This window comes from Pseudomonas sp. THAF187a (assembly GCF_009363395.1).
Classification (GTDB): Bacteria; Pseudomonadota; Gammaproteobacteria; order Pseudomonadales; family Pseudomonadaceae; genus Aquipseudomonas; species Aquipseudomonas khazarica.
Window position 1 is genome coordinate 4814718 of record NZ_CP045349.1, and the last position, 14229, is coordinate 4828946.

The following is a 14229-nucleotide window of genomic DNA, read 5'->3' on the forward strand; positions in this document are numbered from 1 at the left end:
ACTACGACCTTGCTGCCGGGCTTTTTCTTGCCGAAGGTTTTGCATCTGCGCTCGTTCGCCAGCAAGCTGGTGCCTGCACCCTGCTCAGGAGCCCGTCATGCGCATCGGCCTGATCGCCGACACCCACAACCTGTTGCGCCCCGAGGTGCTGGCCGCGCTGCAGGGTGTCGACCATCTGCTGCACGCCGGCGATATCGGCGGGCCGCACATCCTGGCCGAACTGGAGCGCATCGCGCCGCTGTCGGTGGTGCGTGGCAACAACGATCAGGACGCCTGGGCCGACACCATCGCCGATCAGCTGACGCTGGACTTCGGTGGTGTCCGGCTGCACATGCTGCACGACCTCAAGCAACTGGATATCGACCCGGTCGCCCAGGGCATCGACGTGGTCATCGCCGGCCACTCGCACAAACCGCTGCACGAAGAGCGCGACGGCGTGCTCTACCTCAATCCGGGCAGCGCCGGGCCACGGCGCTTCAAGCTGCCCATTGGGGTGGGCATCCTGCATATCGAAGGCGGCCAGGCAAGGGTCGAGCTGATCACCCTGCAGGTCTGATACCCCCGCATGCCGGCGTAGGGTGGACGACGCTTCCCCCGTCCACCGTCCCACCGACCACCCAAAGGCCCCTTGAAAAACGCCGCCGCCGAGACCATCTAGGCAGGTACCGTTTTTCAATGTCTCGATGGAGATTTTCATGACCCTCGACGAGCTCAACGCCATCCCCGGCGTGACCGCCAAGCCCGACGCCGCCACCGCCGACTTCGTCTACAACCACACCATGATCCGCGTGAAGGACCTGCAGAAATCGCTGGACTTCTACACCCGTGTGCTGGGCTTCACCCTGCTGGAGAAGAAGGACTTCCCCGAAGCCGAATTCAGCCTGTACTTCCTCGCGCTGATTGCCGACAAGTCGCAGATCCCGGCCGACCCGGCCGCGCGCCACCAATGGCGCAAGTCCATCCCCGGCGTGCTGGAGCTGACCTACAACCACGGCACCGAGCAGGACCCGGAGTTCGCCTACCACAGCGGCAACAGCGACCCGCGCGGTTTCGGCCACCTGTGCGTGTCGGTACCGGACATCAAGGACGCCTGCCAGCGCTTCGAAGAGCTCGGCGTGGACTTCCAGAAACGCCTGACCGACGGCCGCATGCGCGACATCGCCTTCATCAAGGACCCGGACGGCTACTGGGTGGAAATCATCCAGTTCACCGACGTGCAGTGACCGTCGCGCCCGCGACACCCGACGAGGGGCTGCCTCCTGCGAGGCAGCCCCTCGTTCGTCGAGCCACTCAGCTCACGCCAACGTAGCGGTCGGCACGGTGATTGATCGCCAGCACCAGGTTGAGCATCACCGCGCCCAGCACCGACAGCAGCACCTTGTCCGGCGAGACCACGAAGATCGACGCCAGCACGATGCTGGCGTCGATGCCCATCTGCACCGCCCCTGCCCGCAGGCCGAAACGCTCCTGCAGGTACAGCGCGAGGATGTTCACCCCGCCCAGGCTGGCGCGGTGGCGGAACAGCATGAGCAGACCAAGGCCCATGGCGGCGCCACCGAACAGGGCGGCGTAGATGGCATCGAGCGCGGCGAAGGCGACCCAGTGCGGGGTCAGCTCCGCCAGCAGCGAAACCAGCAGCACTGCACAGCCGGTACGCAGGGTGAAGCCCCAGCCCATGCGCCAGATGCCCAGCAGGTAGAACGGCAGGTTCACCAGACAGAACACCAGGCCGAAGGGCCAGCCGGCCTGATAGTTGGCCAGGAAGGCGATGCCCACCGTCCCGCCGGTCAGCAAACCGGCGTGGGCGTAGAAGGTGATTCCCAGGGCCACCAGGGCGGTGCCGAACAGCAGCGCCAGGGCATCCTCCCACAGCGGGTGGCGAACGAAGAGTGCGGCGACAGCGCTCGAGCGCTCGTCGACGGGCGATTGCTCAGTCATCGAAAAACCTGCATCAGGGTGCACGAAAGAGGTGATGGCAGAGGCAAGGCGGTGGCCGTCGCGCTGCACGCGGGAAGCGGGCGGCAGGGACGGCCGGCAGTGTCGTTATTGTGTGTCGCGACGTTCCCACACCTCGAAGGCGTAGAAGGGTGTCTCGGCGCTGGCCGGGTGCTCCACACTGGAGCTCATGTGCCAGTGCGTCTGGTCAACCTCGGGGAAGAAGGCATCGCCCTCGGGATCGAGGCCGACCCGCGTCAGGTACAGGCGATCGGCCTGCGCCAGGCCCAGCTCGTAGAGCTGCGCGCCGCCGATCAGCATCAGCTCTTCGGCATCCTCTTCACGGGCCCAGGCGTCGGCACGGGTGATCGCCTCTTCCAGGGAGGCGAACACCTCGGCCCCTTCCAGACGCAGGCCCGGCTGGCGACTGACGACGATGTTGAGGCGCCCCGGCAAGGGCCGACCGAGCGAGTCCCAGGTCTTGCGACCCATGATGATCGGCTTGCCCAGGGTCAGTGCCTTGAAGTGCTTGAGGTCCGCCGGCAGGTGCCAGGGCAGTTGGTTGTCGCGGCCGATGACACGGTTGTGCGCGAGGGCGGCGATCAGCGAAAGGGGGAGTGTCTTGTTCATGACGGCGAGCATAGCAGAGCGACCAAGTGACGAGCAGCTCACAGCCCGAGCAACCGGCCATCGGTTTGTCGCCGAATCGTCATCGTCCATGCGCCAGGCTTTGCGCTCCCACCCGAGCAAGGAGATGCCGCGATGATATCGAACCTGTTGCGCACAGGACTGCTGTGCGCAGGACTGCTGAGCACTGCACTGCCGGTGCAGGCCGACACCGTGCAGAACGCCATCGACTGGGCCCAGCGCCAACCCGGCACACAGCCACAGCACGCGCATGCTGCGCGCAAGCCGCTGGTGATCGCGCACCGTGGCGCCAGTGGTTACGTGCCCGAACACACCCTGGCCGCCTACGCCCTGGCCGTGCTGCAAGGTGCCGATTATGTCGAGCCGGACCTGGTGATGACCCGCGACGGGCAACTGGTGGCGCGCCATGACAATGAGCTGGGCCTGACCACCGATGTCGCCCAGCGCCCCGAGTTCGCGGCACGCAAGCGCACCCAGACGGTCGACGGCGTCAGCCTGGAAGGCTGGTTCAGCGAGGACTTCACCCTGGCCGAGCTGAAGACGCTGCGCGCCATCGAGCGCATCCCGCAGGTCCGTCCAGGCAATACACGCTTCGACGGCCAGTTCGAAATCCCGACCCTGCAGGAAATCATCGACCTGGTGAAGAGCCTGCAGCTCAGCCAGCAACGGGTGATCGGCCTGTACCCGGAAACCAAGCACCCCACGCACTTCCAGCAACTCGGCCTGGCCATGGAGAAACCGCTGCTGGCCGTGCTCAAGCGCAACGGCTACGCCAGCGCCAAGGCGCCGGTGTACATCCAGTCCTTCGAGGTGGAGAACCTCAAGACCCTCAGCCGCATGACCTCGATCCGCCTGATCCAGCTGCTGTGGACGGACGGCCAGCCCTACGACCAGCAGGCACTCGGCACCGACCTCAGCTATGCGCAGATGATCACGCCCAAGGGCCTGAAAGCCATCGCCCGCTACGCCAGCGGCATCGGTCCGGAGAAAGGCATGATCATCCCGCGTGATGCAGCCGGCAACCTGACCACGCCGACCAGCCTGGTGAGCGACGCCCATGCCGCCAGGCTCAAGGTCCACCCCTATACCTTCCGCGCCGAGAACACCTTCCTGCCTGCGGAGCTGCGTAATGGCAGCGACCCGACCGCACGCGGCGACATCGACGCCGAACTGCGCACCTTCCTCGCCACCGGCATCGATGGCCTGTTCATCGACCAACCGGATATCGCCGTACGCCTGCGCGAACAGCGCTGATTCGCACGGGGGCGGATCAGGGGTTATCCTCAAGCCCTGATCCGCACGACGAGACGCCGCGTGACTGACGCCTCCTCCCCCACCGCCTTTCAACGCCTCTGGCTCAGCGAGACGATCCGCCTGCGCGAGGAACACGCCGGCCCGCTCGAAGATGCCGAGGCCAATCGCCTGGCCCACGCCGAGCACGGCGATCTGGCCACGCGTATCCAGCAGCGGGCCCTGCTCCTCGCCCGTCGCGATGGTCAGTGGCAAGCCCTTCTGCACTGGCTGCAGGGCGCACGCCTGGCGGGCCTGCTGCTGGCCCTGCTGGCCCTGTTCAGCGGAGCCGGCCTGGCCTTCGCGGCGCTGGGCGACGGACGCCAGCCGGTCAACGTGTTCTGGGCCCTGGGCAGCCTGCTCGGCCTCAACCTGCTGATGCTGCTCGGCTGGCTGCTCGGCCTGCTGCTGACCCGCGACCACCCCGGCGCCCTCGGCCGCCTGTGGCTCTGGCTCAGCGACAAGCTGGCCCGCGATGCCAGCGCTGCCCACCTGGCGCCTGCCCTGTTGCTGATGCTGCAGCGCCAGCGCCTGACCCGCTGGGGCCTGGGCCTGCTGAGCAACGGCCTGTGGACGCTGGCCATGCTCGCCGCCCTGGGCAGCGCACTGCTGCTGCTCGCCACACGGCGCTACGGCTTCGTCTGGGAAACCACCATCCTCGGCGGCGACAGCTTCATCGCCATGACCCAGGCCATCGGCGCGCTGCCGGCCCTGCTCGGCTTCAGCCTGCCCGACGTCGCACTGATTCGCGCCAGCGGCGACGCCGCCATCGCCAGCGAGGTCGCCCGGCAGAGCTGGGCCGGCTGGCTGGTCGGCGTGCTGCTGGTCTACGGCCTGTTGCCACGCCTGCTGCTGACGTTGCTGTGCCTGTGGCGCTGGCTCGGCGGCAAGGCAGCGCTGCGCCTGGCACTCGACCTGCCCGGCTACGACCTGCTGCGTCAACGCCTGCAGCCGGACAGCGAGCGCCTCGGCGTCTGTGACCTGGCGCCGGCCACCCTGCACCAGCCGCAAGCCGGCGCCAACCCGCAAGCCGGCAGTGGCGCGCTGCTGCTGGGCCTGGAGTTGGATGAGCGGCGCAGCTGGCCGCCCCTGCAACTGCCCAGTGGCGTCGCCGATGCCGGGGTGATCGACAGCCGCGAGCAGCGCCGCCAGTTGCTCGAACAGCTGACCCGCTTCCCGCCCGAGCGCCTGGTCATCGCCTGCGACCCGCAGCGCTCACCGGATCGCGGCAGCCTGGCGCTGCTCGGCGAACTGGCGCGCTGCGCGGCCGCCACGCGCATCTGGCTGCTCTCGCCCGCACCCGGCGCGAGCCTGGACAGCGCGCGCCTGGCCGACTGGCACCAGGCCCTCGACAGACTGGGCCTGCAGCATGGCGACAGCGCTCCACTGAACTGGCTGGAGAGCGGGCATGATTGAACAGGCTCGACGCAGGCTGGATGACGCCTTTTTCATCCACCAGTCACCGTGGTGGATGGGTGAAGCGTCATCCACCCTACAGCCCGTATCCGGGAATGAGCCACAGCCGCTTCCCGGATTGCATCCGGGCTACCCGACTGACCGGGCTGGAGAGCGGCCATGATTGAACAGGCTCGACGTAGGCTGGATGACGCCTTTTTCATCCACCAGTCGCCGTGGTGGATGGGTGAAGCGTCATCCACCCTACAGCCCGTATCCGGGAATGAGCCACAGCCGCTTCCCGGATTGCATCCGGACTACCCGACTGAACTGGCTGGAGAGCGGCCATGATTGAACAGGCTCGACGCAGGCTGGATGACGCCCTTTTCATCCACCAGTCGCCGTGGTGGATGGGTGAAGCGTCATCCACCCTACAGCCCACATCCCCGACCGAGGCCGCGCCATGAGCCCACCGCTGATACTCGCCCTGGTCGGCCACACCAACGTCGGCAAGACTTCGCTGCTGCGCACCCTGACCCGTGACGTCGACTTCGGCGAAGTCTCGCCACGCGCCAGCACCACGCGCCACGTCGAAGGCGCGCGCCTGTCGGTGGACGGCCAGGCCCTGCTGGAGCTGTACGACACCCCAGGCCTGGAAGATGCCATCGCCCTGCTCGACTACCTGGAACGTCTCGATCGCCCTGGCGAACGCCTCGACGGCCCGGCGCGCCTGAGCCGCTTCCTGGAGGGCAGCGAGGCGCGCCAGCGCTACGAGCAGGAAGCCAAGGTGCTGCGCCAGCTCATGGCCTGCGATGCCGGGCTGTACGTGATCGATGTGCGCGAACCGGTGCTGGCCAAGTACCGCGACGAACTGGCCGTGCTGACCATGTGCGGGCGCCCGCTGCTGCCCGTGCTCAATTTCGTCGCCAGCAGCCAGCACCGCGAAGGCGAGTGGCGCGAGGCCCTGGCGCGTCTCGGCCTGCATGCGCTGGTGGCCTTCGACAGCGTGGCGCCCCCCGAAGACGGCGAGCGCCGCCTGTACGAAAGCCTGGCCCTGCTGCTGGAGCGTTCGCGGGTGCAACTGCAGCGCCTGATCGAGGATCACCAGGTACAGCGCCAGGCCCGCCGCCAGGCCGGCAAGCGCGTGGTCGCCGAGTTGCTGATCGACTGCGCCGCCTGCCGGCGCAGCGTTGCCGCCCAGCCGCTGCTGGAGCAAGGCGCCATCGCCGACCTGCGTGACGCCATCCGCCAGCGTGAGCAGCGCTGTGTGGAGGCGCTGCTGCGCCTGTACGCCTTCCGCCGCGACGATGCCAAGGCCGCGGACCTGCCCCTGCTCGACGGCCGCTGGGGTGACGACCTGTTCAACCCGGAAACCCTCAGGCAGCTCGGCATCAAGGTCGGCGGCGGCATGGCCGCAGGCGCCGCTACCGGGGTCGGGGTCGACCTGCTGGTCGGTGGCCTGACCCTCGGCGCAGCGGCGGCACTGGGTGCGCTGATCGGTGGCAGTGCGCAGACCCTGCGCAACTACGGGCAACGCCTGAAAGGCAAGTTGCAGGGCCAGCGCGAACTGACCGTCGACGACGCCGTGCTGCGCCTGCTCGCCCTGCGCCAGCAACAGCTGCTGGCCGCGCTGGACCGGCGCGGCCACGCCGCCATGGACGCCATCACCCTCGGCGCCCCGCAGGAAAACCTCTGGCGCCAGGGCAAGCTGCCCACCCCGCTCAACGTCGCACGCGCCCACCCGCAGTGGTCGTCGCTCAACCCCGGCGCACGCCTGGAGGACGCCGAGCGCCAGGAGCAGGTGCAGCGACTGGCCGCGCAACTGGCCGAGGCATGAAGAGCCTGAACGTCCTCACCACGCTGCGTCGCTGGCTGCAGCGCAGACGGCTCGAGCGCACGCCGGTGGACACGGCCGATCACGTCTCGGTGGAGATGATCGACAGCGAACTCGGCGACCGCATTCTCGACAGCCTGAAGGCAGAGGGCTGGCGGCAGGTCGCGCAATACAGCCCGCTGGCCTTCGACAAGGGCATCGACTACGACAGCTACCGCCTGCGCCGGGGCCTGGATGAGCTGAGGCTGGAGTGGGACAACTGGCTGGAATGGAGGATCAGCGGACCGCGCGAAATCATCGACGAGATCGCGCGACGCTTCCCGCTGCAGAGCGAACCCCAGGCGACGCCTGAGGTGCCGCCTCAGAGTTCCTCGCCCAGGTAGTCGCTCACCGTTCGCGGCCATTGCGGATCATCCATGATGCCCAGCACCGCGCGGCTGATCGGCTCGCGCAGCGGGCTGCCACTGTGCACCAGGAAGCCGTAGCTCTGGTTCTCGAAGGTGCCGGGCAGCACTTGCAAGCGCGCACCGACCAGTTCGCGATTGCGGTATTGCAGGATGGGTTTGTCGTAGACGATGGCGTCGGCCTCGCCCTGCTGCACGGCCTGCAGCGCCTTGCCCAGGCTCGGGTAGTCGCTCTGGCGAATGCGCTGCTCCTGCAGCCAGTGCGAGCTGGCCGTGCGCTGCACGCTGGCGACATGCGCGCCTTGCAGGTCGCCAGGGCCCTGGATGGCGCCCTGCAGATTGCTCACGGTCAGGGCCGTGGTCATCGCCGCGGTGAAGGTCGAGACCATGATCAGCGCGGCGAACATCCACACCACCGCGACCAGCCGGCCGCCCAGCGTCACCGGTGACTTGTCGCCGTAGCCGACGGTGGTCATGGTCACGGCAGCCCACCAGAAGCCATCGCCCAGGCCGCGCACCGGCTCCTCGGGGAACTGCTCGCGGTTGCGCCGGCGCTCGAAGAACCAGATCAACGCCCCCACCAGCATCAGCACGGCGGCCAGGCCCAGCACCACGCTGATGAACCGCCAGGAGAACAGGCGTTTGAAGGTCGTCCACCAGCCCGCCGAGGCGGTGGCCGGCACCGCGATGGCGAGGCCGGTGAAGTAGAACGGATGGGTGAAGTCGAAGCGCGCCTCGCGCTCGGGGGTCATGGTCATCGCCCCGACCACGACATCGACCTTGCTCTGCTCGAGGCTGTCGAGCAGGCGATCGAAGGGCATCGCCTCGTACTGGAAGGCATAGCCGTTCTTTTCGGCGATGGCATTCCACAGATCGATGCTGATGCCACTCCAGCTGCCGTCGTCGTGCTTGATCACGAACGGCGGCACTTCGGTGATGCCGACCCGCAGCGGCGTGGTCTCGGCGTGACTCGTCAAACAACTGCAGATCAACAGCAGGGCCAGTGCGATGCGGCTCACGGGGGACTCCCTTTTCACTCGTTGAGGGAAAAGGGTAGCAAATTGCCCCCGCCTGCGGGCCTGCCTCAGACCGCGACCGGCGCCTTGATGTGCGGATGGGCCTCATAACCGACCAGCTCGAAGTCCTCGAACCTGAACGCCAGCAGGTCCCTGACCTCGGGGTTCAGCTTCATGCTCGGCAGCGGCAGCGGCTGACGGGTCAGCTGCAGGTCGGTCTGTTCGATGTGGTTGGCGTACAGGTGGCAGTCACCGCCGGTCCAGATGAACTCGCCCGGCTGCAGGCCGCAGACCTGCGCCACCATCAGCGTCAGCAGGGCGTAGCTGGCGATGTTGAAGGGCACGCCGAGGAAGATGTCCGCCGAGCGCTGGTAGAGCTGGCAGGACAGCTTGCCGTCGGCGACGTAGAACTGGAACAGCGCGTGGCAGGGCGGCAGCGCCATCTGCTCGACCAGCGCCGGGTTCCAGGCCGAGACGATCAGGCGGCGCGAGTCCGGGTTGCTGCGGATCATCTCGACCAGCTTGCTGATCTGGTCGATGGACTCGCCGTTGGGCGCCGGCCAGCTGCGCCACTGGTAGCCGTAGACCGGGCCGAGGTTGCCGTTCTCGTCGGCCCACTCGTCCCAGATGCTGACGCCGTTGTCCTTGAGGTACTTGATGTTGGTGTCGCCCTGGAGGAACCACAGCAGCTCGTGGATGATCGAGCGCAGGTGGCACTTCTTGGTGGTGACGACGGGGAAGCCGTCGGCCAGGTCGAAACGCATCTGGTAGCCGAACACGCTGTAGGTGCCCGTGCCGGTACGGTCTTCCTTGAAGGTGCCGTGCTCACGCACGTGGCGCATCAGGTCGAGGTACTGTTTCATCAGGCGGCTCCTTGTACGGGCTGGCGCTTGTAGGCGTAGGCGATCAGGCCGATGCCGCCGAGGATCATCGGCAGGCAGAGGATCTGGCCCATGGTCAGCCAGCCCCAGGCCAGGTAGCCGAGCTGGGCATCCGGCACGCGGACGAACTCGACGATGAAGCGGAACACCCCGTAGCAGGCGGCGAACATCCCGGATACGGCCATGGTAGGTCGCGGCTTGCGCGAGTAGAACCAGAGGATGACGAACAGCGCCACGCCTTCCAGGGCGAACTGGTACAGCTGCGACGGGTGGCGCGCCAACTGTTGCGGATCGGTGGGGAAGATCATCGCCCAGGGCACGTCACTGGCCTTGCCCCACAGCTCGGCGTTGATGAAGTTGCCGATGCGCCCGGCACCGAGGCCGATCGGCACCAGCGGCGCGATGAAGTCCATCAGCTCGAAGAAACTCTTGCCGTTGCGCTTGCCGAACCACCAGGTCGCCAGCATCACCCCGATCAGGCCGCCATGGAAGGACATGCCACCCTCCCAGACCCGCAGGATCTTCGCCGGCTCGGCGAGGTAGGCCGACAGGTCGTAGAACAGCACGTAGCCGAGGCGCCCGCCGAGGATCACCCCCATGGCCACCCAGAACACCAGGTCGGACAGCTTGTCCTTGTTCCAGCTCGTGTCGAAGCGTGCCAGACGACGCGAGGCCAGCCACCAGGCGCCACCGATGCCGATCAGGTACATCAGGCCGTACCAGTGGATTTTCAGGGGACCGAGGGCGATGGCCACCGGGTCGATCTGCGGATAAGGCAGCATCCAGGACTCCTTAGATGAGAAAACTCAGGCCCACGCTGAACAGCAGCAGGGCAAACAGTCGCTTGAGCAGACGCGGCGACAGGCGATGAGCCAGGCGCGCGCCGATACGGGCAAAAAACATGCTGGTCACGGCGATCCCCAGCAACGCCGGGAGATAGACGAAGCCCAGGCTCCACTGCGGCAGATCCGCTTCGTTCCAGCCGGTGTAGACGAAGCTCAGCGCCCCGGCGATGGCGATCGGCAGGCCGCAGGCCGCCGAAGTCGCCACGGCCTGCTGCATCGGCACGCTGCGCCAGACCAGGAACGGCACGGTCAGCGAACCACCGCCGATACCGAAGATCGCCGAAGCCCAGCCGATCACCCCGCCCGCCACCGTCAGCGTGGGCTTGCCTGGGACACCGCCGCTGGCCTTGGGTTTCAGGTCCAGCACCATCTGCACGGCGATGATGATGGCGAAGGTACCGATGATCTTCTGCAGCAGCGGCCCCTGGATCAGCGCGGCGGTCATGGCCCCCAGCGCCGCCCCCAGCAGAATGCCGCCGGTCAGCCAGCGAAACAGCGGCCAGCGCACGGCACCCATGCGGTGATGCGCCAGCAGCGAGTTGATCGAGGTGAAGACGATGGTCGCCAGGGACGTGCCGACCGCCAGGTGGGTGAGGATCTCCGGCGCCATGCCCTGCGAACTGAAGCTGAACACCAGTACCGGCACGATGATCAGGCCGCCGCCCACGCCGAACAGGCCGGCCAGCACACCGGCGGCCGCACCGAGCACCAGGTAGAGCAGCAGTTCCATCGAGACCCCCGAAAACAAAGCGGCATGGTAGCGGAAATGCCCACTCAGCGGCATACGGATCGACGGAACGGTTGCCGCTTTCCCCACGGCTCGCTAGCCTGCCAGGCTCTGCCATCAGAGGAACTCTCATGTGCCTGATCGTCTTCGCCTGGCAGCCGCAGGGCGCCATGCCCTTGCGCCTGGCAGCCAATCGCGACGAATTCTACGCGCGCCCCAGCGCCGCGCTGAGTGAATGGCAGGAGGCCCCGGGCGTATTCGCCGGGCGCGATCTGCAGGCCGGCGGGACCTGGCTGGGCGTCACCGCCGAGGGCCGCTTCGCCGCCCTGACCAATATCCGCGACCCAGGCCAGAAGATCGGCCCGCGCTCGCGCGGCGAACTGACCGCCGACTACCTGCGCGGCCAGGCTGCACCACAAGCCTACCTGGAAACCCTGATGGCGCGGGCAGCCGACTATGCCGGCTTCAACCTGCTGCTCGGAGATGCGACTCAGCTCTGGTACTTCAACTCCCAGGAAAGGCAGGCGCATCGCCTGCAAGCCGGCGTCTACGGCCTGTCCAACGCCGGGCTGGACACCCCCTGGCCCAAACTGCTGCTGGCCAGAAGCACCCTGCAGGCGCGCCTCGATGGCGCTGACGAGGAGCTGCTGGCGCTGCTGGCTGACCACAGCCAGCCAGCGGAGCACCTGCTACCGGATACCGGCATCGGCCTGGCCACGGAGCGCCTGCTGTCGAGCGTGTTCATCGCCAGCGCCGCCTACGGCACGCGCGCCAGCACCGTGCTGAACCTTAGCCAGGATGGGCACTGGAACATCGTCGAACGCAGTTTCGGGCCGCACGGCGCCGTGTTGGGCGACGTCAGGGTAAGCAGGTAGCCCGGAGGCGATCCGGGGAGCTTCCGTGCGCAGTGGCCCCGGATTGCATCAGGCCCAGGGATGACGCGCCGCGGGCGCGCCGTTCACGCCTGGATGTTGGACGCCGGGTTGATCACCCGACCCAGGCCGAGGTTGCGCAGCGCCAGATGCAGGGTGCTGTAGATCAGGTGCGGGTTGTCCATGCTCATCACCTGGCCCAGCAGTTCCCTGGCCTTGCTCTGGGTGATCTGGCGCAGCAGCCATTTCACCTTGGGCAGGTTGGTGGCGTTCATCGACAACGAGTCGAAGCCCATGGCCAGCAGCAGCACCGCCGCCGCCGGGTCACCGGCCATCTCGCCGCAGATGCTCACCGGCTTGCCCTCGGTATGCGCATCGTTGACCACCTTCTGCAGGGCCTGCAGCACCGCCGGGTGGAGGAAGTCGTAGAGATCGGCCACCCGCGGGTTGTTGCGGTCAACCGCCAGCAGGTACTGGGTCAGGTCGTTGGAGCCGACCGAGAGGAAGTCCACCTGGCGCGCCAGCTCGCGCGTCTGGTAGACGGCGGCGGGAATCTCGATCATCAGGCCGATGGGCGGCAACGGCACGTCGGTGCCCTCGTCACGGACCTCGCCCCAGGCACGGTGGATCAGGTGCAGGGCCTCTTCCAGCTCCTGCGTGCCGGAGATCATCGGCAGCAGGATGCGCAGGTTGTTCAGGCCCTCGCTGGCCTTGAGCATGGCACGCGTCTGCACCAGGAAGATTTCCGGGTGATCGAGGGTCACGCGGATGCCACGCCAGCCAAGGAAGGGGTTCTCTTCCTTGATCGGGAAATAGGACAGCGCCTTGTCCCCGCCGATATCCAGGGTGCGCATGGTCACCGGCAGCGGGTGGAAGGCCTGCAGTTGCTCGCGGTAAGTGGCCAGCTGCTCCTTCTCGCTGGGGAAGCGCTCGTTGATCATGAACGGCACTTCGGTGCGATACAGGCCCACACCCTCGGCCCCGCGCTGCTGGGCGCGGGCGACGTCGGCGAGCAGGCCGGTGTTGACCCACAGCGGCATGCGCTGGCCGTCGAGGGTTTCGCAGGGCAGCGCGCGCAGGGCATCGAGCCCTTCGGTGAGCTGGCGCTCCTCCTCGACCACATCGGCGTACTGCTTGCTCAGCAGCTCGCTGGGGTTGGTGAAGACTTCACCGTGGTAGCCATCGACGATCAGCTTGATGCCGTCGATCTTCGAATACGGCAGGTCGACCACGCCCATGACCGTGGGAATGCCCATGGCGCGAGCGAAGATGGCGACATGGGAGTTGCCCGAGCCGGTCACCGAGATCAGGCCGGCCAGCTTGCCTTCCGGCACTTCGCCGAGCATCGCCGGCGACAGCTCCTCGCTGACCAGAATGGTGTTGTCGGGGTAGACCAGCGAGGTCTTGCGCTCTTCCTGCAGGTAGGCGAGCAGGCGCCGGCCCAGGTCGCGCACGTCGGAGGCGCGCTCACGCAGGTAGGCGTCGTCCATCAGCTCGAAGCGCTTGACGTGGTCGAGCACCACCTGGCGCAGGGCGCCCTGCGCCCACTGGCCACTCTTGATGACCTTGCGCACCTCGTTACCCAGTGCGGCGTCATCGAGCATCATCAGGTAGACATCGAACAGCGCGCGTTCTTCCTTGCGCAACTGGGTCGCGAGCTTCTCGGACAGCTCCTGCATGTCCTCGCGCACCCAGCCCAGCGCCTTGTCGAACAAGGCCAGTTCGGCGTCGATATCATCGACGTTGCGGTCCGGTACTACATTCAGATCGGCCGGGGGCAGCACCACGACAGCGGTCCCCACCGCTGCCCCCGGCGCACCCGGCACGCCGACGAACTTGGCCTCCTGCACGCCCTTGCCCTGGCGCCCCAGGCCGCGAATCGAGCCGGTGGCCTCGGCGTGGGCGATCACGCCGGCGAGCTGGGCGCTCATGGTCACCAGGAAGGCTTCCTCGCCTTCGTCGAACTGGCGACGCTCCTTCTGCTGCACCACCAGAACACCCATGACCCGGCGATGGTGGATGATCGGCGCACCGAGGAAGGAGGCGAAGCGTTCCTCGCCGGTTTCGGCGAAGTAGCGATAACGCGGGTGGCTGGCGGCGTCTTCGAGGTTCAGCGGCTCCTCACGGGTACCGACGAGGCCGACCAGGCCTTCGTTGGGCGCCATGCTGACCTTGCCGATGGAGCGCTTGTTGAGGCCCTCGGTGGACATCAGGACGAAGCGATTGCTTTCCGGGTCGAGCAGATAGACCGAGCAGACCTGGCTGCCCATCGCTTCCTTGACCCGCTGCACGATGATCGACAACGCCGCCTTGAGATCCTTGGCGGCGTTCACTTCCTGGACGATCTTGCGCAGCGTATTGAGCATGCTCGATTGGGGTCCG

14 protein-coding genes are annotated in these 14229 nt (G+C 67.1%); 7 read left to right on the forward strand and 7 right to left on the reverse strand.

Annotation, left to right across the window (positions count from 1 at the left end):
- The first annotated feature begins 97 nt into the window (after positions 1-97).
- Together FIV02_RS22485 and gloA are read left to right on the forward strand one after the other, a co-directional pair.
- Complete coding sequence (locus FIV02_RS22485; protein WP_152489833.1) at positions 98-556, forward strand: metallophosphoesterase family protein; 459 nt, start codon at positions 98-100, stop codon at positions 554-556.
- Between the two features lie 139 nt (positions 557-695).
- On the forward strand, positions 696-1223 hold the full coding sequence (gene gloA, locus FIV02_RS22490) for a lactoylglutathione lyase (RefSeq protein ID WP_152489834.1): 528 nt from the start codon (positions 696-698) through the stop codon (positions 1221-1223).
- A 67-nt stretch (positions 1224-1290) separates the two neighbouring features.
- Here gloA and FIV02_RS22495 read toward each other — a convergent pair whose 3' ends face one another.
- A complete protein-coding gene (locus tag FIV02_RS22495) occupies positions 1291-1938 on the reverse strand; it encodes a YitT family protein (protein WP_152489835.1) in 648 nt (215 codons plus the stop codon).
- Between the two features lie 105 nt (positions 1939-2043).
- Positions 2044-2577, reverse strand: coding sequence for a dihydrofolate reductase (locus FIV02_RS22500; protein ID WP_152489836.1), 534 nt, complete (start codon positions 2575-2577; stop codon positions 2044-2046).
- A 120-nt stretch (positions 2578-2697) separates the two neighbouring features.
- On the opposite strand from FIV02_RS22500, the gene FIV02_RS22505 reads away from it, so the two are divergent.
- The 4 genes from FIV02_RS22505 (at position 2698) to FIV02_RS22520 (ending at position 7485) form a co-directional block, all read left to right on the forward strand.
- Positions 2698-3837, forward strand: coding sequence for a glycerophosphodiester phosphodiesterase (locus FIV02_RS22505; protein ID WP_152489837.1), 1140 nt, complete (start codon positions 2698-2700; stop codon positions 3835-3837).
- A gap of 60 nt (positions 3838-3897) precedes the next feature.
- Complete coding sequence (locus FIV02_RS22510; RefSeq protein WP_152489838.1) at positions 3898-5289, forward strand: DUF2868 domain-containing protein; 1392 nt, start codon at positions 3898-3900, stop codon at positions 5287-5289.
- A gap of 442 nt (positions 5290-5731) precedes the next feature.
- Positions 5732-7105, forward strand: a complete 1374-nt coding sequence (locus tag FIV02_RS22515) for a GTPase/DUF3482 domain-containing protein (protein ID WP_152489839.1) — start codon at positions 5732-5734, stop codon at positions 7103-7105.
- A complete protein-coding gene (locus tag FIV02_RS22520; protein WP_152489840.1) occupies positions 7102-7485 on the forward strand; it encodes a hypothetical protein in 384 nt (127 codons plus the stop codon). Before FIV02_RS22515 ends, FIV02_RS22520 begins: the two co-directional genes overlap by 4 nt.
- On the opposite strand, the gene FIV02_RS22525 is transcribed toward FIV02_RS22520, so the two are convergent.
- From FIV02_RS22525 to FIV02_RS22540, 4 genes are all read right to left on the reverse strand, one after another.
- Complete coding sequence (locus FIV02_RS22525) at positions 7464-8525, reverse strand: transporter substrate-binding domain-containing protein (RefSeq protein ID WP_306085264.1); 1062 nt, start codon at positions 8523-8525, stop codon at positions 7464-7466. The genes FIV02_RS22520 and FIV02_RS22525 overlap by 22 nt on opposite strands.
- A gap of 65 nt (positions 8526-8590) precedes the next feature.
- Positions 8591-9385, reverse strand: coding sequence for a thymidylate synthase (locus FIV02_RS22530; protein WP_152489842.1), 795 nt, complete (start codon positions 9383-9385; stop codon positions 8591-8593).
- Entirely contained in the window at positions 9385-10185 is an 801-nt protein-coding gene (lgt, locus tag FIV02_RS22535) for a prolipoprotein diacylglyceryl transferase (RefSeq protein WP_152489843.1), read from the reverse strand. The genes FIV02_RS22530 and lgt overlap by 1 nt, the downstream gene beginning before the upstream one ends.
- Positions 10186-10195: 10 nt before the next feature.
- On the reverse strand, positions 10196-10978 hold the full coding sequence (locus FIV02_RS22540; protein ID WP_152489844.1) for a sulfite exporter TauE/SafE family protein: 783 nt from the start codon (positions 10976-10978) through the stop codon (positions 10196-10198).
- A gap of 128 nt (positions 10979-11106) precedes the next feature.
- On the opposite strand from FIV02_RS22540, the gene FIV02_RS22545 reads away from it, so the two are divergent.
- Positions 11107-11850, forward strand: coding sequence for an NRDE family protein (locus FIV02_RS22545; RefSeq protein ID WP_152489845.1), 744 nt, complete (start codon positions 11107-11109; stop codon positions 11848-11850).
- An 83-nt stretch (positions 11851-11933) separates the two neighbouring features.
- On the opposite strand, the gene ptsP is transcribed toward FIV02_RS22545, so the two are convergent.
- Positions 11934-14213: a phosphoenolpyruvate--protein phosphotransferase gene (ptsP, locus tag FIV02_RS22550; protein ID WP_037055218.1), complete on the reverse strand. Its 2280-nt coding sequence runs from the start codon at positions 14211-14213 to the stop codon at positions 11934-11936.
- Positions 14214-14229: the final 16 nt, after the last annotated feature.